The following is a 19119-nucleotide window of genomic DNA, read 5'->3' as shown; positions in this document are numbered from 1 at the left end:
TCGGCGAGGTCGGCCGCCAGCGGCCCGTCAGCCGGCCCTACTTCGCTGTCTCCACGCCGGCGTCCTTGATCACCTTGGCCCATTTCGCGGTCTCGTCCGCGATGAACTGCCGGAAGTGCTCCGGCTCGTCGCCGACCAGCGTCGCGCCCTGGGCGGCGAGCTTTCCCTTCACCGCCGGATCCGCCATCGCCTTGGTGGCGAGGCCATGCAGCGCCGTGACGATCTCCTTCGGCGTGCCCTTCGGTGCGACCATGCCGTACCAGTTCTCGATGTGGAGGCCAGCAAAACCCGCTTCCGCGGTGGTCGGCACATCGGGCGCGGTCGGCGCCCGCGCGACCGAGCCGACCGCAATGGGACGCAGCGCGCCGGCCTTGACCTGCGGCAGCAGCACGGGGAGATCGAGAAACGTCATCTGCACCTGCTGGCCCAAGAGATCGTTCACGGCCGGAGCTGCGCCGCGATAGGGCACGTGGACGATGTCGATCTTCGCCGTCAGCTTGAACAGCTCGCCAGCGAGGTGTGGCAGGCTGCCAGCGCCGGAGGAGGCAAAGTTGAGCTTTCCCGGCTGCGCCTTGGCGAGCGCGATCAATTCGCCGATGTCCTTGGCGGGCACGTTGGTGGCGACCACGAGCATTTCCGGCACGGTCGCAACCAACGTCACCGGCGTGAGGTCGCTCAAGGTGTCGTAGGCGACTTTCTCCATGCTCGGGCTGATCGCGAGCGCGCCGGCTGAGGAGATCGCGATGGTGTAGCCGTCGGGGGCGGCCTTGGAGACCGCATCGGTGCCGAGCACGCCGCCTTGGCCGCCGCGATTGTCGATCAGCACCGGCTGCCCTGACAGCTCCGACATGCGCTGGCCGATCACCCGCGCGATGATGTCGTTGGGCCCGCCGGCCGGGAACGGCACGATCAGCTTGATCGGCTTCGTCGGAAAGTTCTGCGCGGACGCCAGCGTCGGCAGCAGCAGCAATAATCCAAGAAGAAGCCTGCGTGAGATGATCATGCAAGCCTCCGCCCGCGTTTGTTATTGGTTGAGCAGCTTCAGTGCTTCTTCGTGAACCCTGGCATCCCCGGCCGCGACGATGCGGCCGCCGCCCTGGGCCGGCTTGCCTTCCCAGGTGGTGACGACGCCGCCGGCGCCGGTCACGATCGGGATCAGCGCTGCGATGTCGTAAGGCTTCAGCTCGGTCTCGACCACGAGATCGACGTGGCCGGCCGCCAGCATGCAATAGGAGTAGCAGTCGCCGCCATAGCGCGACAGACGCGCGCCCTGCTCGATACGGCTGAAAATGGCGCGGTCGCGGTCGTTCATCAGAAGCGGGCTGGTGGTGTAGGTCGTGGCTTCCGAAAGTGAGGCGCAGCGGCGGACCTGGAGCCGGCGCTCGCCGGACGGGCCCTTGTAGTTGGCCGAACCGTTGTCGCCGGAGAAGCGCTCGCCGATGAAGGGCTGGTGCATCATGCCGTAGACCGGCGCGCCCTTGTGCAGCAGTGCGATCAGCGTTCCCCAGATCGGAAAGCCGCCGATGAAGGATTTGGTGCCGTCGATGGGGTCGAGCACCCAGACATAGTCGGCGTCCTCGCGCTCGTTGCCGAATTCCTCGCCGACGATACCGTGCTGGGGGAAGTTGGCCTTGATCAGCCGGCGCATCACCGCCTCAGCGGCGCGATCGGCCTCCGTGACGGGGTCGAAATCCTTGGTCTTGCTCTTGTCGTCGATCGACAGCGAGGTGCGGAAGAACGGCAGGATAGTTTCGCCGGAGGCGGTGGCGAGCCGTCCGATGAAGGCGGAGAAGTCGATCACCGTCACAGGCCAAATCCTCAAAGCGAAAGTTGGATGGAGCTCCCTCCTGCCTAGCTCAATTCGCCTCCCGCGTGCAGCGCTGTCTTGATCTTGCACCCTGGTATTTTGGATGCCGAAGGCGGCTGCCTCATTCAAGTCATCTGCTGGCCAAATATCGATCATGGAGTTGAAAACTTAGTTCCGAATATGCCTTGTTCGTATGCAAATGACTATCAACCCATTGAATTTCCTTATCAAAGAAACTGAATCTGGGTTTCCATAGAAGCAATTGAGCCATGTGCGTACTGCATGGGAAACGGCTCGAAAGGCCTTGCACTTTGTGCGTCGCGGTCGCATATTGTTGCGGTGCGGTAGCGCTTGGCGTTACCGCTGCCCTCCTTGGGCGTTTCCTCCCTAGACTTGGGCCGCTTGCGTCATTCGCGAGCGGCCCTTTTTTCTTTGCGCCTCTGTTTTCGTTCCAACCTGCGCAGCGAAAGCGAAGCGAAGGCGCGCTCGCGCCAATCACAGGCAATACGATCTGACGAAGGAAGGCCGGCGCCTATTCCGCCGCGGCCTGGAACGGGCCGAGATCGCCGAACGGAATCGTGGTCGCGAGCACGTCGGCGAGAACGCCGAAGTCGGACGCCACTTGCGCAAAGCGCGCACTCCGCTCGCGCCGCCGCTCGTCCATGTAGATCGCGCGGTTGAGCTCGAGCTGCACCGCATGCAGGCCGCTCGCGGGATTGCCGTAATGCTCGGTGATAAAGCCGCCGGCATAGGGCTTGTTGCGGCCGATCGAATAGCCGAGGCCGGTCATGGTCTCCTCGACCCGGTCGGGCAGAAGTGGGGTGCAGCTCGTGCCGTAGCGGTCGCCGATCACGACGTCGGGCCGGCGCGGCTCGTCGCGGGACACGCCGACCGACGGCATCGAATGGCAGTCGACCAGCACCACGGTGCCGAACATCTGGTGCACCTTGTTGATCAGCCGGCGCAGCGCGCGGTGGTAGGGCTTGTATAGCGTTTCGATCCGCCCCAGCGCATCGTCGACCAGGATGCGGTCGCGGTAGATCTCCTGGCCGTCGCCGACCACGCGCGGAATGGTGCCGAGGCCACCGGCGACCCGCATCGAGCGGGTATTGGCAAAGCTCGGCAGCCGTCCGCTGAACATGCGGGGATCGAGCTCATAGGGCTCGCGATTGACGTCGACATAGGAGCGGGGAAAGTTGACCCGCACGGTCGGAAAGCCGCGCTCGCTCAAATGGCCGATCAGCTCGTCCATGAAGGAATCTTCGGACCGCCGTAGCGTCGGCAGGTCGATCCTGGACGCCGCGAGGAATTCGTCCGGATAGGTCGAGCCGGAATGGGGCGAGTTGAAGATGACAGGCGCGCGCCATTGCGCGGGCTCAACGATCTCGAAGGCTGGCGACACCTCGCCGTCAAACCGGGTCATCTTCTCAGGCTTCGTCCCTTAGCGGCAGGATCCGGGCCCCGGATCGAATTGATTCGGCCGATCGATGCGGCTCTTATGTGTCGTCATTGTCCGGAATCGCAACCATTCTGCCAAGCGAAAAGATGTGATTGGCGCTGGAACATGTCTTAACCGTGTGGGCAGGGAAGCGGGGATGCGCCGGGGGCTCGATTGATTCGAGCAGCATTCCGGTTCACAAGGAGTCGGCAGCGCAGCCGGCTTGGGGTTAAGATTTTCACCCCAAATTTACCCTCTGTCCGGCTTAGTAAGCTCTGCTGATATCCTCTGGGGATTCGACGTTTCCTGCCATGCCAAAAATCCTGCTCGCCGAAGACGACAACGACATGCGCCGTTTCCTGGTCAAGGCGCTGGAAAACGCCGGTTTTCAGGTCTCGTCCCACGACAACGGCATGGCCGCCTATCAGCGGTTGCGGGAAGAGCCGTTCGAGATGCTGCTCACCGACATCGTGATGCCGGAGATGGACGGCATCGAGCTCGCCCGCCGGGCCTCGGAACTCGACCCCGACATCAAGATCATGTTCATCACCGGCTTCGCCGCGGTCGCCCTGAACTCCGATTCGGACGCCCCCAAGAACGCCAAGGTGCTGTCCAAGCCCGTGCATCTGCGCGAATTGGTCAGCGAAGTGAACAAGATGCTGGCGGCCTAAATCGGCCCCGTTCCGTCCTTGCGCAGGGTCCCCTCGTCCGTTATAGGGACCCCACCCGACGTAAGTGGACTATTAGGGCACGTAGCTCAGCGGGAGAGCACTACCTTGACATGGTAGGGGTCACAGGTTCGATCCCTGTCGTGCCCACCATCCTTCGCTCGCGAAGCGAGAGAAGGATGCCGCGCCGAAGCCCGAAGGGCGCAGGCGGGCTGCCGCCGCGAGCTACGGCTCGGCATGCCACGATCTCAATGCGAAGCGTGTCCGGCGTAGCTCGAAGAGCGGAGACGGACTGGGGCGTCTTGCTCGGTTTCGCTGGGCAGCCCGTAGCCCGGATGGAGCGAAGCGCAATCCGGGTTGCCCCTCCAGAGGCCCATCCCGGCCATCATTTCAGTTCCGTGTTCGCCACCGGCAGGATGGAGGCGACGTGCCAGCCGGTCGCATCCTGAACGTAGGTCTGGCTGATCAGAAACGTATTTTGTTGCGACGGCTTGCCCGGAAGGCCGCGTGTGAAAACGATTGGAACGAGGATCTGCATCACCTCGTTCGAGATCACCGCAACGTGGAATTTCGACATGTCGGGTTCGAGGTGCCAGGTGCCCTCGTAATAGGCCTTGAAGCGGGTGGCGACCGCATCGCGGCCTCGCGTCTCGATGCCTCTCGCAAACAACAGCGTGCCGGGCGAATTCCAGAGCATCACCTTCACATCGTCCGCATCATGCGCATTCTGCGCGGCGATGAATTTTTCGAAGATGGCTCGTGCCTCGGCGTCATTTGCGGCAGCTTGCGCCCCTCCTGCTGACCAGAACGTTGCGGCGAGCACCAGCGCTGCGGTCGCTGCCGCAGCACGACGGCATCGCGCAGATGGCCGCGGCCTGATGGAGCCTCGGGACATCTCGGAAGGGGGCATGGTCACCTCTCGTTTTGAATGATAGCCGTAATATCATCGATCGCCTCGCCGACCTTTCAGGATCGCGCGATCCGCGGTCGCCGCTGCATCACGTCTTCGTTGCCCACGCCTTGGTGGATTGCCGCAGGGATTTAGCCTGCCCCGCGCGGTCGGGGGCTTGCCCCCTGGAACAGGCCGGTGCTGCCGCGCATTGATCCGCCATGTCCAAGACCCCCGGAAAAAGGTTTGCCGTCGGCGACCACGTCAGCTGGAATTCCGAGGCCGGCGGGTGCGCGGCCATATCCTGCGCGTGCACACCGCCGACGTCGATTACAAGGGCTACGTCCATCACGCCACGCCCGACGATCCGCAGTACGAGATCAGGAGCGACAAGACCGATCACGTCGCCCTGCACAAGGGCCGCGCATTGCGGTCGTTGAAAAGCTGACGGCCGGCGAGCCGAGCGGTCGAGGTGTCACCATGGCTCATCCGTTCTTCACCATCGGCCACGCCACACGTTCGATCGAGGAATTCCTCGAATTGTTGCAGCACAGCGCGGTCACCTTCGTGGCTGACGTTCGGACCGTGCCCCGCTCCCGTACCAACCCGCAGTACAATCGCGAGACCCTGCCGCAATCGCTCGCGGCTGCTTCGATCGGCTACGAGCACATTGCCTCGCTCGGCGGCCTGCGCAGCCGCAAGCGCGAGGTGCCGCGCGAGACCAATGCCTTCTGGCAGAACGTCAGCTTTTACAATTACGCCGACCACGCGATGGGCGCGGCCTTTCACGAAGGGCTCGCACATCTGCGCGCCGTCGGGCAGGTGCAGCGCTGCGCCATCATGTGCGCGGAGACATTGTGGTGGCGATGTCACCGTCGGATCATCACCGACTACCTGCTCGCCGCCGGCGAGACGGTGTTCCACATTCTCGGTCCCGGGCAGGTCAAACCGGCCGAAATGAACCCGGTGGCGCGGGGCGTGGCTGACGGCCGCCTGGCCTACCCGGCCGAGAGTTAGCCAATCCTCGCCGCGGAGATTATGCTTGCGCTCCATCCTGGCTGCGATGTGGCCTTCCGACGCGAGCCCGCCCATGAGCATATCCGTCATCGAGCAAGCAAAAATCCAGGCCCAGGTGCTGGTGCCGCTGGTCAAGGCGCTCCAGGCCGAGCTCGGCGAGGCGCGCGCCAACGCGCTGGTGCGCAAGGCGCTCGGCGATCTCTATCGCGGCTTCGGCGAGGAATTCTGGAAGGCCAAGAGCCAGGGAGAGAGCGAAGCCGATCTCGGCAAGGCGGTATCGTCTGCCTTCAAGACCTACTCCCGCGATGACGCGCTCGCCTATGACGTCATCGAGGAGTCGCATGATGCCTTTGCCTTCGACGTCAAGCGCTGCGCCTATGCCGAATTCTATAAAGCGCTCGGCGAACCGGAGCTCGGCTTCCTCCTGATCTGCACGGCCGATTTTGCGACCGCGGAAGGCTTTGGTCCCGACATCAAGCTCGCGCGGACGCAGACGATCATGCAAGGCGCGTCCCATTGCGACTTCCGCTATCGGCGCGATGGCGGCGAGGGCCGGTGAGGGAGCGCCGCTCACGTCCCGCCGTCTTTTGCTCCCAGCAGCACATCCTTCAACCCGGTCGGATAAAGGCTCGGTCCGCCGTCCACGTCGAGCTCGGCAAGGTTGAACCAGCGCGCGACGATCGGCTCTCCATTGTCCTCGAGGAAGTCGATGCGGTCCTCACCGGCGAAGGCGCCGTCAGGAAACTCCACCTCGCAGATGAACATCACCTCGTGCCCGGTCGATCCCTCGTGCACAAAAATGTTCTCCAGCACCAACGGCTCGCTTGCGATGGTGACGTCGATGCCGAGCTCCTCGTTGAGCTCGCGCATCAGCGCAGCGCGCCAGCTCTCGCCGAACTCGATCTCGCCGCCGAGCGGGCGTACGCCCTTGATCCGCCCGGCATCGTCGCGAATTTCGGCCGCCAGCAGGCGCCCGTCCCGCCAGTGCAGGCCGATCGCGACGACGCGGATGTGGGGATGAGGGCGCCAAATGGTCATGACGGATCGTTATCGCGCGCGCCGCCTCCGTGCAATGCGCGAAAGTAAGGTCTTCACGCCAGGCCTGATCACCTTCGCAGGCTTGCTCCATGATTCGCAGCCTGTCATTGTCCGGTCATCCGCCACGGCGAGCTGGTGCGATCGAGCTATCGCGTGCGACGAAATGCGTCGCTCCGCCGGATATGAAGAGAAGGCAGGCTATTGAGATGAGCAGCGTGAATAAGCCCGGCGGCAACTACTTGCCGGTGATCATCCATGGCGGGCTCGCCTATGTCAGTGGCCAGCTGCCGCGTCGCGGCGAAGACCTGCTGTATGTGGGCAAGGTCGGAGCAGGCGTCGATATCGCGGCCGCACAGGAAGCTGCTGCCCTTTGCGCTGATCTCTGCATCTCCGCCATCAATCACGCCACAGGCGGAGAGGACCGGATCGTCCAGGTCCTGCAGCTCGTTGGATACGTCGCTTCAGCGCCTGGATTTATCCAGCAGTCGCAAGTCATGAACGGTGCCTCCGACCGGCTGATCGAACGCCTCGGCGAGCGCGGTCGTCATACGCGGACGTCCGTCGGCGTCGCCGAGTTGCCGCGAGGGGCGCCGGTCGAGCTGAAATGATCGCCGCTGTTCGGTCATAGCGGGCAGCGTTATCTGACGAGATATTTGGCAACCGCCGCCTCGTCCCACGCGATCCCGTTGCCGGGCTCCTCACTCGGCAGCGCAAAGCCGTCCTTGATCTTGAGCCGCGTCGACAGCACAGCGTCGGCCCAGTCGACATATTCCAGCCAGTGCGCCGTCGGCGTCACGCAGAGCAGATGCGCGCTCACTTCGGAGAACAGATGCGAGGACATCTCGATGCCGGCGGCATGCGCGAGCGATGCGGCGCGCAGCCATCCGGTCACGCCGCCGATGCGCTGCACGTCGGGCATCACGTAATCGCAGGCTTCCGCGGAAAGCGCCGCCTGCATCGAGAAGGCGCTGTCAAAATTCTCGCCGATCTGCACCGGCGTATGCAGTGCGTCGGCGATGCGGGCGCAGCCGGCATAATCGTCGTGGCGGATCGGCTCCTCGATCCAGCTCAAGCCCTCGTCGTCGAGCATCTCGCCGCGGCGGATGGCGTCGGTCACCGTCAGTGCCTGATTGTAGTCGCACATCAGCGTCACCTCGTCGCCGACGGCCTTTCTCACCGCGCGGACGACGGCGAGATCCTCCCGCGCATCGGGCCGGCCGACGCGGATCTTGGCGGCCTGAAATCCCTCGGCCAGCAGCTTGTGCGCCTCCTCGACCGCGGCGCGCGCGGGCATGATGCCGAGCCCCTTCGAATTGTACGCCTTGACCGGCTTGGGCGCGCCGCCGAGCAGCCGTGCCAGCGGCAGGCCTCTGCTGCGGGCAAGCGCATCCCACGCCGCCATGTCGATGCCGGATTGCGCCAGCCGCTGCAGGCCGGCGAGGCCAAGCAGGGTGAAGCGCTGGGTCAGCTTGCGCTCGATCTCGAACGGCAACAGCTCGTCGCCGGCAAGCAGGTCTGACATTTCCGTGACCATCGCCGTCAGCGGCTTCAATGCCGACGGTGTGATCGAGAACAGATAGGCGTGCCCGCGGGCGCCCTGGTCGGTCTCGCAGTCGATCAGTACCAGCGGGGCCTTGGCGACCGCGCCGGTCGAGGTCTGCAGCGGCAGGTTCATCGGCACGATCACGGGCCGCGCATGGAAGCGCTTGATGCGAATGGTCTCGGTCATGAGTCTCTCCAGGCGGGGGCGGAACGATCAGGCTACTTTTGCTGCAAGGCCATGCGAACGCCAAGACCCAGGTAGATCGCCCCGATGACGCGGCCCTGCCAGCGGCCGATGCTGCGATGACGGGTGAGCCAGCCAGCGACTTGCCCGGCAACAAGAGCGATCAACGCGGTGTAGATCGCGCTCATGATGACGAAGATGAGGCCAAGAATTGCAAGCTGGGCAACGACGGAGCCCTTCTCGGAATGTACGAACTGTGGGAGAAAGGCCAGGAAGAAGAGCGCCGTCTTCGGGTTGAGCAGTTCGGCCAGCACCGCCTGCCGGAAGGCGAGCGACGCGTCGACCAAACGCGACTGCGCCAACTTGATATCCTCGCCTCTTTCCATAAGCGCGCGGATGCCGAGATATATGAGGTAGGCAGCGCCGGCGTACTTCACCAGGCTGAAGGCGAGAGCCGAGGTCATCAGCACCGCCGACAATCCGAGCGTAGCCATCGCGGTGTGAAGCAGGTCTCCAGTAGCGATGCCAAGACCGGTGGCAATTCCGACGCGATGCCCGCCCACAGACGCGCGCCCGAGCACCAAGAGCACCGCGGGACCCGGAATGAGAAAGAGGCCGAGAACCACCGCGATATAGGTCAGCAACGTGTCGAACTGGATCATGGTGAGTTCCGGTCTGATTGTCAGGAGCTAGAACCAGCCAGACCCGGTCTCTCAATGCAAGCCCTCGATGCGGCATAGGCTCCTGGTTCTCAGAGCTGTCTCCATCAGACGCGAGGTGATTCCCTATTCGGTCGACGCGCTGAGCGATGCGACGGCCGAGCGAAGCGGTGTCATCACCGAGCGCGCGCCGGGCCTGGAGCTCTATCCCGATCCCGCGGTGGTGAAATCCGGCGATGCGGCGCACGCTGCTGGAAAACGCACTGGCTTCGCTCAAGCCCGCGTGAGGGCTGCTGTTCTGAGAGAGCTTCCGTGGGGCATGCTCTCTTACCTCCCCCTCCGGGGGAGGGTAAGCGTGCGCTTCCCGCAACGAGAGAGGAAGGAGGCTCACCAAAAGGTCTACGTGGGCCTCACCTCGCCGCCCCCTCCGTGAACGCCGTCTCGATCACCTCACCAAAAGGCTGCCACGACCGCCCGTCGAACTGCACCAGCCGCATCTGCTTGATCGGCAGATAGTTGTTCGGCGAGGTATTCATCCTGATGTTGGGCAGCGCGACGGAAGGGTTGTACCCCCTCAGCGAAGCCGCCTGACGCATGATGTTCTCGCGTGACAGGTCGTCGCCGCATTGCTTCAGCACCTGCGTCAACGCCTCGGCCGCGGCGTAGCCGAAGACCGCGGCGCTGTTGTTGGTGCTTTCGACCTGATGGTACTTGTCCATGAAGGCGAACCATTCCTTCATGGCAGGATCGTCTTTCCAGGCGGGGTCGCTGGGGTCCTTCAGGAAGGCCGCCGAGATCACGCCGGCCGAATTCTCCAGGCCTGCGGGCGCCATCGCATTGGCGATCGAGGCGGAAGTATCGTTGACGATGAAGACCGGACGCCAGTTGAGCGAAGCCGCGAGCCTGATCACCTTGGATGCCGTCGACGGCACGCCGAGAAAGACGAAGATATCGGCACCCGCGCGCTTGAGGATCGAGACGTGCCCGTCGAGGTGCTCGTCACCGATGTCAAAGGCGATGTCGACGAGGACATGGCGGTTCAGATCGCCAAGTCCGTCCTGGATTCCCTTGTAGAGCATGCGTCCGAACTGGTCGTTCTGCCAGAGCACGACGATCTTCTTCCTGGGATAATAGGCCTGAATGTAGTTGGCGTAGATGCGCCCCTCCGACCGGATCGACGGCTGCCAGCCCATGGTCCAGGGGAAAGCCCTGGCCTGGCTCAGCTCCTCGTCGCCGGAGGCGACGAAAAGCTGCGGCACCTTCTTCTCGTTCAGATACCAGCGCGTGGCGAGATTGCCGGGCGTGCCGAACGACCCGAACATCAGGTGCACGTCGTCCTTCTCGACCAGATTGCGCGTCAGCTCCAGCGCGGTCGACGGATCGGAATTGTCGTCGCGCGTGATGAAGCGGATCTTGCGGCCATTGATGCCGCCGCGCGCGTTGATCATGTCGAAATAGGCGGCCTCCGCCTGACCGATCGCGCCGAATTCAGAGAGCGCTCCCGAATACGGCATGACATTGCCGATGCGGATTTCCTTGTCGCTTGTGGGTTGGTCCGCGCGTTGCTCGGACATCGCGCCAAGCGACGCGAGTGCGGCGATCAAAACGAACAGCAGTCTGCCGGTGACGCGCATGCTCGACACCTTGTCGTTGGCCCCCAACGAGGTCGGCTCAGTCCGCACCAAGGCGAGTTGATCTAGATCAGGCGTTTGGCAATCGTGTGGCTTGGCAGCCCGCTTCAATACAGCGCAGGACCGTACAGAAATGGCAGGCGTACTGACACGCCGCTACGGCAGCCCGCGCGCCTCGAGCTGATGCACCAGCAGCAGGGTCGGCTCGGCGAGGCTGTCGCCGGAGCCGTCCAATCCGAAGGCGGAGGCGATGCCGTCGCGGCTGCGCAGCAGCGCGCTGCGTGGACAATGGCCGGCGCCGCAGAGCGTCTTCTTCAGGGTCTCGCCCTGCGTCACGAGGCCAGGGGAATCGTCCGCGGCCCAGGCCAGCACGATCGGCACATCGACATTGAGGATGCCGGGGAATACCGAGCGCGCGTTGTACTGGCTGGCGTCGCCGCCGAGATAGGCCTTCTCGCTGTCGCTGGCGTCCTTGCCGGCGCGATAGATGCCGGACACCAGCACGACGGCAGCGACATCGGCACGGTCGGCCTGGAGCTCGGGATGCGCCAGCAGGGTTGCGACATGGAACGCGCCGGCGCCGTAGCCGACCGCGACGATCTCGCGGGCGTCGCCGTTGAACAGGTCGATATTGCCGTGAACCCAGGACAGCGCCGCCGCCACGTCGGTCGCTCCCATCGGCCAGGTCGCTGCGGGGGCCAGGCGATAATTGACGCGCACCCCGATCATGTCATTGCGGGCGGCAAAGCACATGGCCTGGTCCTGGATCTGGCGCGACAGCTCGGGGGCGGCGCGGTCGCCGGTGAAACTGTCGCCGGCCACGAACAGCAGCACCGGCCGCGGCGTATCCGCCTTGGTCGTGCTGGCGGCGACGTCGAGCACATTGGCCTCGTTTTCGCCGTAGCGCAGGCCCCGCGAGAAGGTGACCTGCTCGCACAGCCGCGCAGTGCCGCCGGCGGTGGTGTCGGAATCGGTCAGGCCTGTCTGGATGAGGTCGGAGGGCGGCGTCAGCCGCGCCGGCAACGGGCCGTGCGCGGATGCTGTCGTGATGGTCAGAAACAGGAAAAAAGCGAGATAATTCTTCATTTGGTGCCGGCCTTTGCGCCCCCCATATTGGTTCGCCGGTTTGGCCTGTCTTTTCAATTCGCCTTATTCGTCCGCCTTGAGGCGATTTCACGGCACCTTTGGTTTGGCGACAGCAAAGCGATCACCCCGAAAGCCCCACTGCCGTCGCGTGCGAGATTTTCGGCTGGCGCCCGGCCGCCAGCGGCCTCCGGGCGCACTGGCGACGACGTGGCCCATGTGACCATGGCTTCCGAGGTCTCAGGCGGCGCTCCTGCGCTTGGCTGCCTTCTTCGTCGTCTTCTTTGTCGTCTTCCTGGCCGATTTCTTCTTTGCCGTCTTCCGGGCGGCGAGATAGGCCTCGACCTTCCTGGAGGAATGGCCGGCCGCGGCGACGGCAGCTTTCAGCTTGGCCGGGGTGATCTTGAATCTCTTCGACCAGTAACGGACCTCATAGGCTTCGCTCAGCGCGATCCGGCTCTTGTCGGAGGCGCGGTGCTTCTGGAGCTTGATATATGCCTCGACCTTCTTGGCGGAACGGCCGACCTTCTTGACGGCGTATTTCAGCTTGGCCGGGGTCACCTTGAACTTCTTCGACCAGTAGGCGACTTCATATTTTTCCGTGAGCGAAATCAGCGCCCGATCGGCCCCGCCGCGCTTTGCCTTGTTGTCGGCCATGCTTCCCTCCTGCCGCGGAATGCGTGCTGCCAATCTAGCATGCAACCGGATTCGGAAGGCAAGACGCAAGCCGTGCGGTGATTGCGCAAGCCGGCGGTTTTGCACCGATGTGTCAAACCCTTGTGCGGCGTGGCCACGCCTCGGGCAGAACGGGCGTTCTACTTTGCATGGGGTTGTTTTCGCATTTTTTGATGGCCGGCCGCGTTAGGCCCGCTTCATCGTCCGGAACGTGATGGAGTAACGCCGCGCCTCGACCGGCGGGATACTGTGCTCCCATTGCGAGCGCGCCTCGCCCTCCATCATGTACAGCGAGCGCGGCTGGGCCTCGAGCGTGTGGCGCTGCCATTTGTCGCCGCTGCGGCGGCGGAAGCGGAATTTGCAGGCCGAGCCGAGCGACAGGCCGAGGATCTTGTCGAAGTGCGGCTTGTCGCGGTGCCAGCCGATGCCGACGCCGGCCTCATACTCGGTGCAGAGCATCTGCCGGACGCTGGCCTCCGGCAGCCCGGCCCAGGCCTCGGCCTGACGCGCGATGGGCAATAGCCAGTCCGGGATCGGCTCCGCCTCGGCGAGCCGCTGCAGCGTGTAGTCATAGCGATAGCCGAACGACGCCACCCGGCGGTTGCCCTCGAACGCCCCGAACTGAAAACGCTCGAGCGGCAATGTTGCGATGCGGCCGATCAAGCCTTGCTCGACGGCGGCTTCGATAAAATTGTCCGCGTAGCGAAGACCGGTAGGGCCTTCGTCAGGGACGGCGAACAAGCCAAGCTGCGTCATGCCTCGCATTTCCGTGATGGAACCTAATGGCGGCTGATGCGACTTACATATGACGCGGGAAGAAACGTGCGAGGCTGTCATGGCACACAAGCATACCGCCGATCCGGCAGAGATCATGCGGGCGACCGGTCATCCTGAGCTGGAATATGCCGCCGGCTGGACCATCGCGGGTTTGGTCACCATCGGCACCATCGTCGCGGCGTGGGTGTTCGCGATCTAGGGCATGATCCGGAAAAGTGTGAAGCGGTTTTCCGAGCAGATCATGCCCAAATAAAAGCTGAGGGGCGATGACCTCATCGCGCCTCAGGCGACAGGGAATTGCAGCTCGAAGGCTGCGCCCTCGTTGGTCGGCTTCAGCCTGATCGAGCCACCATGGCTCGCCATCACCGCGCGCGCAATCGCAAGCCCCATCCCGGTGCCGCCCTGGTCGCGGCGGGTGGTGAAGAACGCATCAAAAATCCTGTCGCGGTTCGGTGCCGAGATCGGGTCGCCGTCATTGCTCACCGTCAAACGCAGGGTCGTGCGCTCGTCCACAGCCTCCAGCCTGATCGTCTCGGCCTTGTGCCGCATCGCGTTGTCGGCGAGATGCGACAGCACGATCAGCGCCTTTTCGCTGGACATGCCGATCGCCCGGTCGAGGCTGCCGCTGGCCTCGATGGAGCTTGCCGGAAATCTGTTCCTGAGATCGGCGATGACGGGCGCCAGCTCCGTGCGCTCGTTCTGCGGCAGGCTCTCGGCGCGCGCCAGATCGCGCAGCCGCTGCGCCATCGCCTCCAGCCGCTGGGTGTCGGACAGGATGTTGGCGATGAACGTCTTCTGCTCGGCCGGCGTCAGTCCGTCAGACCTGCCTTGATAGGAATCCTGCAGCAGCTCGGCCGCGCCCTTGATCGAGGTCAGCGGCGATTTCAGCTCGTGGGTGAGATGGGCCGAGAATGTCGCGATATAGTCGGAACGTCGCGCCAGCTGCTCGGCCATGCCAAGGAAGCTGTGCGAGAGCTGGGCGAACTCGCGCGTGCCGTAATGCCGGAGCGGTTGAAAGGCCTCGCGGTCGCCGCGGCCGATCCGTGCGGCGCGGTCGATCAGCTCGCGCATCGGCAGGGTGATGGTCCGCGAGAACACCAGGCCGATCGCGATCGTGCCGAGGATGACGGCGAGCCCGGCCAGCACGAACTTGGCGCGCTCCTGATAGAGATGGTCAAAGATGTTACTTGGCGTCCGCGTGGTGTAGATTACGCCTGCGACGCGGTTGTTGACGATCACCGGCATCGCCGAGAACACGTGCACGCCGAGGCCGCGGCTGAAGGAATAGATCGGCGGGGGCGGCTTGTCCGGCACGCGGTTGCGTAAAGTGGCGCGGTATTGCCCGTGCAGCGCGTCCGCGACCTCCTCGATATGGGCGAGCGATTGGCCGACCTCCTGGCGCCCGGCGATGACGACGCCCTGCGGATCGAGGATGCGGAAGCCCGCCAGCGTTACCTTCTGGGTCTCGCGGATGATCGGCGTCAGCCTTGCCCGATCTCGACATAGGCCGCCTGCGCCGGATGAGGCGCGGCTTGCGCATCCGGCCGCCGCCGCAGCAGATCGTTCGCAGTCAGGTCAAGTGCTGGACGGATCGGGGTGACCTGGTCGCCGGGGTCGGGCAGCACGTTCGGCGGCACCTCCGCGCCGAGCGTCAGGCCGCTGTCGAGCCTGGCCGTGACCTCCTGTGCATAGATCGTAGCCAGCACGCGGCTTTGCGCGATCAGCTCGGCCTGGGTCTGGCGGATCAACTGGTTGTCATAGAGGCGGAAGAAGAACAGGCCGACCAGCGGCAGCACGCCTACGGTGGTCAGCACCGTGAAGATCACGAGCCCCAGCGAGGGCCGCCATTTGTCGGGCGCCGCGCTCATGCCGCTTTCTCGCAGCGGCCGAGCTTGAAGCCGACGCCGTGGATGGTCTCGATCACGTTGTCGCAGGCCAGCGCGGCGAGCTTGGCGCGGATGTTGCGGATGTGGCTGTCGATGGTGCGGTCGGAGACCTGGATGTTGAGCTGATAGGCCGCCCGCATCAGCTGCTCGCGGTTGAAGACCGAGGTCGGTCGGGTCAGGAACGCGCGCAGGATGCCGAATTCGATCGCGGTCAGCTTCAACTGCGTGCCGGCAAAGGTCGCGACATGCTGCTCGGGATCGATCAGCAGGCTGCCTTGCGACAGCGCGGCCGGACCCGCCTTGATCTCGCCATTGCGCGGACTGAGCCGGCGCAGGATCACGTTGACCCGCGCCACCAGCTCGCGCGGGCTGAACGGCTTCGTCACGTAGTCGTCGCCGCCGATCTCGAGACCGAGGATGCGGTCGATCTCCTCGTCGCGCGCCGACAGGAACAGGATCGGCACGTCGGACGTCTTGCGGATCTCGCGGCAGACATCGAGGCCGTCGAACTCGGGCATGCCGATGTCGAGCACGATCAGATCGGGCCTGTCGGCGGCAAAGCGGCTGAGCGCCTCCTTGCCGTCGCGCGCATCGATCACGTCCATGCCGGCCTTCTTCAGCGCAACGCGGATGACCTCGCGGATATGGCCTTCGTCGTCGACGATGAGAATGCGATGCGCCAAGAAACTCTCCGCTCACCCTGCCGGCCGGCTGCCGGTCTGATCTTTCACCTGCGCGTCCAGCCTGCGCTGCAGTCGCCAGCTCCGAAAGCCCCAGCTCCGCCAGGCCAGATCCCGGCGCTGCTGTTCTACAAGGCGGTCGCGTCGCGACACAAGACAGCTCTCGCTGGCGCCGGGCCGAAGTGCGATGGCCCTGTCGATGGCGGGGAGTGCCTGCGGTCCGAGCGTCAGGAGATAGTCGATGTCGATCTGCACGCCGTTGCCCGATGCTTCCCGGCTGTGGCTGACATTGTAGTCGGCAATGAAGGCATTGAAGTTCACGAGTGAGCAGCCATAGAGCACGATCGCGAGCGCGATCAGATTGACGCCCACGAGCCATTGGTTCGACCGGTTGAGGGCGATGCGGGTCACGATTAGGACCAGTCCGAGCGCGACCAGCCCCATCCAGATGAAGGCCGCGATCCGCCAGTAGGTCAGCATGTAGATGTCGACGTAGAGGTTGAGGCGAAGGATGGAGGAGGCGACGAGAAGAACGTTCTGCCCGACCCAGAGATAAACCAGCGGGCGGATCACTGGCGATTTCTCAGCCGGCCCGCCCGGGCGCATCGTCACTAGCACGAAGGCCGCGGCGAGCAGGGCGGTCACGATCAGCGGATAGGCGCCGCGATGCGCATAGCCCGCATAGGTCAGATTGTCCGGCAGCGCCATATGGCCCCAGAGATAGATGCCGTCGAGAGTGGACTGCGCGGCGAACAGCAGGTTGAACAGGATCAACGAGCGCAGGATGGTGGAGGGGCCAAGAAACTCCGCCGAGACCAGCGGCGGGAGCGGCGGCGGCACAGGTCCGTCCGCGACGGCGGTGGCGACTATGGATTTGCGCCGCCAGCGCACATGGATGAACGGCCAGACCAGCGCCAGCATCAAGGCCCAGAACAGGACGCGCGGGATGCTGATATATTGGAGGATGAGTTTCGGATTGAGCAGGGACACCCATTGCTCGATCACCGGATTGGCCGCGGCGAACAGCGCGATGAAGACCGTGCTGAGTGCTGCAGGGAGCAGCCAGCGCGCGATGCCGCGGGTCAGCGCCGACGCGTTGAACACCTGGGGCGCATCGAGGAAGAACCTGAAGGGGCCGAGCAGGACGAAGTTGCGTAGCGCGCGGACGCAATCGGCGAGCCCGGTCGTCTCCGGATTGGTCGCCAGCAGCAGGGCGATAAGCAGAGCCGCGCCGAGGATCAGCAACGAGATCGCGTTGAGCTCCTCGACGGCCGGTGCGAGGCCGGCGATGAGAGTGGCTGTGGCGATCAGGGCGCGCCGCAGGTTCAGGGCCGCGTGATTGAAGAGCACCGACACGCAAGCCGTGGCGACGGCAAACAGGGCCAGCGATAGGCCGATCCGGTGGCCATAGAACAGCCAGTCCGCCAGTGCGGCCAGCACCAGCGCGAGGCCGAGCTTGGCCGGAATGGAGGAATGCCTGAGCGGCTGGAGGTCCGCTGCTATCGTCGAAGCCAGGCTCGTCATGTCCAGAAGACCTTTCGTGATGGGTGGCATCACGAAGTCTGAACGGTGCTTGTGCAGAAGCCGGGACCATCGTCTGCACGGTTTCAGGAGTCTTTTGCAGTTTTCGTGCAGGCGCGCTTTTGCCTCTCGCGCGGCGCAAATCGCTTTGATAGGTGCGAAGCATCGCCACTCCCAGCGCGTGATGCATCATGCAATTCCTCCGCCGTATCGGTCTCATCCTGCTCTGGCTTGCCGCGCCTGTGGTCGCATTCGTGGCCGCGAACAAGAACGATCCCTATCTGGTCCCGTTGCGCGGCGCCGGAAACATCGCGCTTGTCGTCGCAAGCATCGCGATCGTCATTCTCCTGCTGCGCCGCGGGCGCTGGCGTAGTATCGCGGGCAAGCTCCTGGTCACGCTCTGGTGCTTGCCGCCGCTCCTGATGTCCGCGGCACATCTGAAGTTCGAGCTGCGCAAGCACGACGTTCTCAGCGCAAGCGCCGCCGAGGCGCGACAGCTCGGGCCTCATTTCATGGTCGGCTATTCCTCGTTTCCCGAGGTCGCGCGGCTGGCCGAGCAGGGATTGATTGGCGGCGTCTACGTGACCCGGCACAACATCCGGGGCCGGACGATTGCGGCGCTACGTGCCGAAATCTCGGCGCTTCAGGACAAGCGGCGCGCGGCGGGCCTGCCGCCGCTGGTCGTCGCTGCCGACCAGGAAGGCGGCATCGTCGGGCATCTTGCCCCGCCGCTCACCAAGGTGCCGGCGCTGGCGACGCTCACTGGGCTAGCTCCCGACGACCAGCAGGCCAAAGCCGAAGAATTCGGCCGCATTCACGGACATGAGCTCAGCGCGCTTGGCGTCAACCTCAATCTCGCGCCGGTGCTCGACCTCAAGCCGCCGGCGAGGCGCAATCGTCTCGATTTTCACACGCTGATCGGCCAGCGCGCAATTGCAACCGATCCTGCTGTCGTCAGCACGATCGCAAGCGCCTATGTCCGCGGGCTGGAAGAATCCGGCGTCGGTGCCACGCTCAAGCATTTCCCGGGCATCGGCCGCGTGCGCAACGACACGCATCATTTTAGTGCCAATCTCGATACGCCGGTCGGGGAATTGGAAGCCACCGACTGGCTTCCGTTCCGCGAGGTGCTGTCGCATTCGCGTAGCGCGCTGATGGTCGGGCATGTTACGCTGACCGCGGTCGATCCCGACCGCGCCGCCTCGCATTCCAAGCGCGTCGTCGATGGCATTCTCCGTGACAAATGGGGCTACCAGGGCATGGTGATGACCGACGACCTCGTGATGGGTGCGATCTACCAGAACGATGTCTGCAAGGCCGTGGTCGAGGCGATCAATGCCGGCGTCGACCTGCTGCTGGTCGCCTATGACGGCGCGCAGTTCTACCGAGTCTTCGCCTGCGCTCTGGACGGCTTTCGGCAGGGCAGGCTCGATGCGGCGATGCTGCGCGCCAGCGCGACGCGGCTGGAAAGAGGGTTTCCGGTCGAGCAGGCACGCGTAGGCTCGGGCGCGATCAGCCTCGCCCGCCAGGACTAAGGCGTGTACTCATTAAGAGACTGACTGCCGTCTGCTCAAACTCTCAGCAGCGGCGGAATAGCGGATATAGCCCGATGTCGCAGAAGGGC

Annotated in this window: 20 protein-coding genes, 1 tRNA gene and 2 pseudogenes; 9 read left to right on the top strand and 14 right to left on the bottom strand. The window is 64.3% G+C overall.

Features of this window, described 5'->3' with window-relative positions; genetic code table 11:
- Positions 1-37: 37 nt before the first annotated feature.
- From GGD67_RS06855 to GGD67_RS06845, 3 genes are all read right to left on the bottom strand, one after another.
- Positions 38-1003 (bottom strand): tripartite tricarboxylate transporter substrate binding protein, encoded by a 966-nt coding sequence (locus tag GGD67_RS06855; RefSeq protein ID WP_179731771.1) that lies wholly within the window; start codon positions 1001-1003, stop codon positions 38-40.
- 21 nt (positions 1004-1024) lie between these two features.
- Positions 1025-1807 carry a histidinol-phosphatase gene (gene hisN, locus GGD67_RS06850; RefSeq protein ID WP_018316157.1) on the bottom strand — a complete coding sequence of 261 codons (783 nt, stop codon included), beginning with the start codon at positions 1805-1807 and terminating at the stop codon, positions 1025-1027.
- 532 nt (positions 1808-2339) lie between these two features.
- Positions 2340-3230: an N-formylglutamate amidohydrolase gene (locus GGD67_RS06845; RefSeq protein ID WP_018316156.1), complete on the bottom strand. Its 891-nt coding sequence runs from the start codon at positions 3228-3230 to the stop codon at positions 2340-2342.
- Positions 3231-3556: 326 nt separating this feature from the next.
- Here GGD67_RS06845 and cpdR point away from each other — a divergent pair, with 326 nt between their 5' ends.
- Both cpdR and GGD67_RS06835 read left to right on the top strand, forming a co-directional pair.
- Positions 3557-3916: a cell cycle two-component system response regulator CpdR gene (gene cpdR, locus GGD67_RS06840; RefSeq protein WP_007597092.1), complete on the top strand. Its 360-nt coding sequence runs from the start codon at positions 3557-3559 to the stop codon at positions 3914-3916.
- Between the two features lie 75 nt (positions 3917-3991).
- Positions 3992-4066 (top strand) — tRNA-Val (locus GGD67_RS06835).
- A gap of 232 nt (positions 4067-4298) precedes the next feature.
- Here the strand turns inward: GGD67_RS06835 and GGD67_RS06830 are convergent.
- Positions 4299-4823 (bottom strand): DUF4440 domain-containing protein, encoded by a 525-nt coding sequence (locus GGD67_RS06830; RefSeq protein ID WP_179731770.1) that lies wholly within the window; start codon positions 4821-4823, stop codon positions 4299-4301.
- Between the two features lie 200 nt (positions 4824-5023).
- Here GGD67_RS06830 and GGD67_RS06825 point away from each other — a divergent pair.
- The 3 genes and pseudogenes from GGD67_RS06825 to GGD67_RS06815 all read left to right on the top strand — a co-directional run bounded on the left by GGD67_RS06825 (position 5024) and on the right by GGD67_RS06815 (position 6378).
- Positions 5024-5250 (top strand): annotated as a pseudogene (locus GGD67_RS06825) (DUF2945 domain-containing protein).
- A 32-nt stretch (positions 5251-5282) separates the two neighbouring features.
- Positions 5283-5819, top strand: a complete 537-nt coding sequence (locus GGD67_RS06820; RefSeq protein ID WP_179731768.1) for a DUF488 family protein — start codon at positions 5283-5285, stop codon at positions 5817-5819.
- Positions 5820-5892: 73 nt separating this feature from the next.
- Positions 5893-6378 (top strand): L-2-amino-thiazoline-4-carboxylic acid hydrolase, encoded by a 486-nt coding sequence (locus GGD67_RS06815; protein ID WP_179731766.1) that lies wholly within the window; start codon positions 5893-5895, stop codon positions 6376-6378.
- Between the two features lie 11 nt (positions 6379-6389).
- Here GGD67_RS06815 and GGD67_RS06810 read toward each other — a convergent pair whose 3' ends face one another.
- Positions 6390-6857: an NUDIX hydrolase gene (locus tag GGD67_RS06810; RefSeq protein ID WP_018316151.1), complete on the bottom strand. Its 468-nt coding sequence runs from the start codon at positions 6855-6857 to the stop codon at positions 6390-6392.
- A gap of 89 nt (positions 6858-6946) precedes the next feature.
- Between GGD67_RS06810 and GGD67_RS06805 the strand changes: the two genes are divergently transcribed.
- Positions 6947-7465 carry a RidA family protein gene (locus GGD67_RS06805; protein WP_246784344.1) on the top strand — a complete coding sequence of 173 codons (519 nt, stop codon included), beginning with the start codon at positions 6947-6949 and terminating at the stop codon, positions 7463-7465.
- 29 nt (positions 7466-7494) lie between these two features.
- Here GGD67_RS06805 and GGD67_RS06800 read toward each other — a convergent pair whose 3' ends face one another.
- Together GGD67_RS06800 and GGD67_RS06795 are read right to left on the bottom strand one after the other, a co-directional pair.
- Positions 7495-8586, bottom strand: a complete 1092-nt coding sequence (locus GGD67_RS06800) for an enolase C-terminal domain-like protein (RefSeq protein WP_179731765.1) — start codon at positions 8584-8586, stop codon at positions 7495-7497.
- 32 nt (positions 8587-8618) lie between these two features.
- Positions 8619-9245: a LysE family translocator gene (locus GGD67_RS06795; RefSeq protein ID WP_018316147.1), complete on the bottom strand. Its 627-nt coding sequence runs from the start codon at positions 9243-9245 to the stop codon at positions 8619-8621.
- A 67-nt stretch (positions 9246-9312) separates the two neighbouring features.
- Here GGD67_RS06795 and GGD67_RS39165 point away from each other — a divergent pair, with 67 nt between their 5' ends.
- Positions 9313-9675, top strand: a complete 363-nt coding sequence (locus tag GGD67_RS39165; protein WP_246784345.1) for a hypothetical protein — start codon at positions 9313-9315, stop codon at positions 9673-9675.
- Here the strand turns inward: GGD67_RS39165 and GGD67_RS06785 are convergent.
- From GGD67_RS06785 to GGD67_RS06770, 4 genes are all read right to left on the bottom strand, one after another.
- Complete coding sequence (locus tag GGD67_RS06785) at positions 9653-10876, bottom strand: ABC transporter substrate-binding protein (RefSeq protein ID WP_179732240.1); 1224 nt, start codon at positions 10874-10876, stop codon at positions 9653-9655. The two genes, GGD67_RS39165 and GGD67_RS06785, sit on opposite strands and share 23 nt — an antisense overlap.
- A 153-nt stretch (positions 10877-11029) precedes the next feature.
- Positions 11030-11959 (bottom strand): alpha/beta hydrolase, encoded by a 930-nt coding sequence (locus tag GGD67_RS06780; protein ID WP_179731763.1) that lies wholly within the window; start codon positions 11957-11959, stop codon positions 11030-11032.
- Between the two features lie 237 nt (positions 11960-12196).
- Positions 12197-12613, bottom strand: a complete 417-nt coding sequence (locus GGD67_RS06775; RefSeq protein WP_179731761.1) for a DUF3606 domain-containing protein — start codon at positions 12611-12613, stop codon at positions 12197-12199.
- Between the two features lie 204 nt (positions 12614-12817).
- Positions 12818-13387: an alpha-ketoglutarate-dependent dioxygenase AlkB gene (locus GGD67_RS06770; RefSeq protein WP_179731759.1), complete on the bottom strand. Its 570-nt coding sequence runs from the start codon at positions 13385-13387 to the stop codon at positions 12818-12820.
- A 79-nt stretch (positions 13388-13466) separates the two neighbouring features.
- Here GGD67_RS06770 and GGD67_RS06765 point away from each other — a divergent pair, with 79 nt between their 5' ends.
- The gene (locus GGD67_RS06765; RefSeq protein ID WP_018321489.1) at positions 13467-13607 is read left to right on the top strand and encodes a hypothetical protein; all 141 of its coding nucleotides are present in this window, start codon (positions 13467-13469) and stop codon (positions 13605-13607) included.
- 83 nt (positions 13608-13690) lie between these two features.
- Here the strand turns inward: GGD67_RS06765 and GGD67_RS06760 are convergent.
- The 3 genes and pseudogenes from GGD67_RS06760 to GGD67_RS06750 form a co-directional block, all read right to left on the bottom strand.
- Positions 13691-15276 (bottom strand): annotated as a pseudogene (locus GGD67_RS06760) (ATP-binding protein).
- Positions 15273-15977: a response regulator transcription factor gene (locus GGD67_RS06755; protein ID WP_179731757.1), complete on the bottom strand. Its 705-nt coding sequence runs from the start codon at positions 15975-15977 to the stop codon at positions 15273-15275. Before GGD67_RS06755 ends, GGD67_RS06760 begins: the two are co-directional and overlap by 4 nt.
- Before the next feature lie 12 nt (positions 15978-15989).
- The gene (locus GGD67_RS06750; protein WP_179731755.1) at positions 15990-17498 is read right to left on the bottom strand and encodes a DUF4173 domain-containing protein; all 1509 of its coding nucleotides are present in this window, start codon (positions 17496-17498) and stop codon (positions 15990-15992) included.
- Positions 17499-17686: 188 nt separating this feature from the next.
- Here GGD67_RS06750 and GGD67_RS06745 point away from each other — a divergent pair, with 188 nt between their 5' ends.
- Positions 17687-19030 carry a glycoside hydrolase family 3 protein gene (locus GGD67_RS06745; protein WP_179731753.1) on the top strand — a complete coding sequence of 448 codons (1344 nt, stop codon included), beginning with the start codon at positions 17687-17689 and terminating at the stop codon, positions 19028-19030.
- Positions 19031-19119 lie beyond the last annotated feature (89 nt).

It is taken from the genome of Bradyrhizobium sp. IAR9 (assembly GCF_013408065.1).
Classification (GTDB): Bacteria; Pseudomonadota; Alphaproteobacteria; order Rhizobiales; family Xanthobacteraceae; genus Bradyrhizobium.
The sequence above is the reverse complement of the archived record's forward strand: the minus strand, read 5'-3'. Positions and strand labels throughout refer to the sequence as shown.

What these genes read in the sequence shown, in the direction of transcription:
- GGD67_RS06750 (WP_179731755.1), bottom strand. Translation starts at nt 17,498, where the DNA reads ATGACGAGCCTGGCTTCGACGATAGCAGCGGACCTCCAGCCGCTCAGG.
- GGD67_RS06820 (WP_179731768.1), top strand. Translation starts at nt 5,283, where the DNA reads ATGGCTCATCCGTTCTTCACCATCGGCCACGCCACACGTTCGATCGAG.
- GGD67_RS06795 (WP_018316147.1), bottom strand. Translation starts at nt 9,245, where the DNA reads ATGATCCAGTTCGACACGTTGCTGACCTATATCGCGGTGGTTCTCGGC.
- GGD67_RS06780 (WP_179731763.1), bottom strand. Translation starts at nt 11,959, where the DNA reads ATGAAGAATTATCTCGCTTTTTTCCTGTTTCTGACCATCACGACAGCA.
- GGD67_RS06800 (WP_179731765.1), bottom strand. Translation starts at nt 8,586, where the DNA reads ATGACCGAGACCATTCGCATCAAGCGCTTCCATGCGCGGCCCGTGATC.
- GGD67_RS06830 (WP_179731770.1), bottom strand. Translation starts at nt 4,823, where the DNA reads ATGCCCCCTTCCGAGATGTCCCGAGGCTCCATCAGGCCGCGGCCATCT.
- GGD67_RS06775 (WP_179731761.1), bottom strand. Translation starts at nt 12,613, where the DNA reads ATGGCCGACAACAAGGCAAAGCGCGGCGGGGCCGATCGGGCGCTGATT.
- GGD67_RS06855 (WP_179731771.1), bottom strand. Translation starts at nt 1,003, where the DNA reads ATGATCATCTCACGCAGGCTTCTTCTTGGATTATTGCTGCTGCTGCCG.
- GGD67_RS39165 (WP_246784345.1), top strand. Translation starts at nt 9,313, where the DNA reads ATGCGGCATAGGCTCCTGGTTCTCAGAGCTGTCTCCATCAGACGCGAG.
- GGD67_RS06770 (WP_179731759.1), bottom strand. Translation starts at nt 13,387, where the DNA reads ATGACGCAGCTTGGCTTGTTCGCCGTCCCTGACGAAGGCCCTACCGGT.
- GGD67_RS06765 (WP_018321489.1), top strand. Translation starts at nt 13,467, where the DNA reads ATGGCACACAAGCATACCGCCGATCCGGCAGAGATCATGCGGGCGACC.
- GGD67_RS06845 (WP_018316156.1), bottom strand. Translation starts at nt 3,230, where the DNA reads ATGACCCGGTTTGACGGCGAGGTGTCGCCAGCCTTCGAGATCGTTGAG.
- GGD67_RS06805 (WP_246784344.1), top strand. Translation starts at nt 6,947, where the DNA reads ATGATTCGCAGCCTGTCATTGTCCGGTCATCCGCCACGGCGAGCTGGT.
- GGD67_RS06745 (WP_179731753.1), top strand. Translation starts at nt 17,687, where the DNA reads ATGCAATTCCTCCGCCGTATCGGTCTCATCCTGCTCTGGCTTGCCGCG.
- GGD67_RS06785 (WP_179732240.1), bottom strand. Translation starts at nt 10,876, where the DNA reads ATGCGCGTCACCGGCAGACTGCTGTTCGTTTTGATCGCCGCACTCGCG.
- cpdR (WP_007597092.1), top strand. Translation starts at nt 3,557, where the DNA reads ATGCCAAAAATCCTGCTCGCCGAAGACGACAACGACATGCGCCGTTTC.
- GGD67_RS06815 (WP_179731766.1), top strand. Translation starts at nt 5,893, where the DNA reads ATGAGCATATCCGTCATCGAGCAAGCAAAAATCCAGGCCCAGGTGCTG.
- GGD67_RS06810 (WP_018316151.1), bottom strand. Translation starts at nt 6,857, where the DNA reads ATGACCATTTGGCGCCCTCATCCCCACATCCGCGTCGTCGCGATCGGC.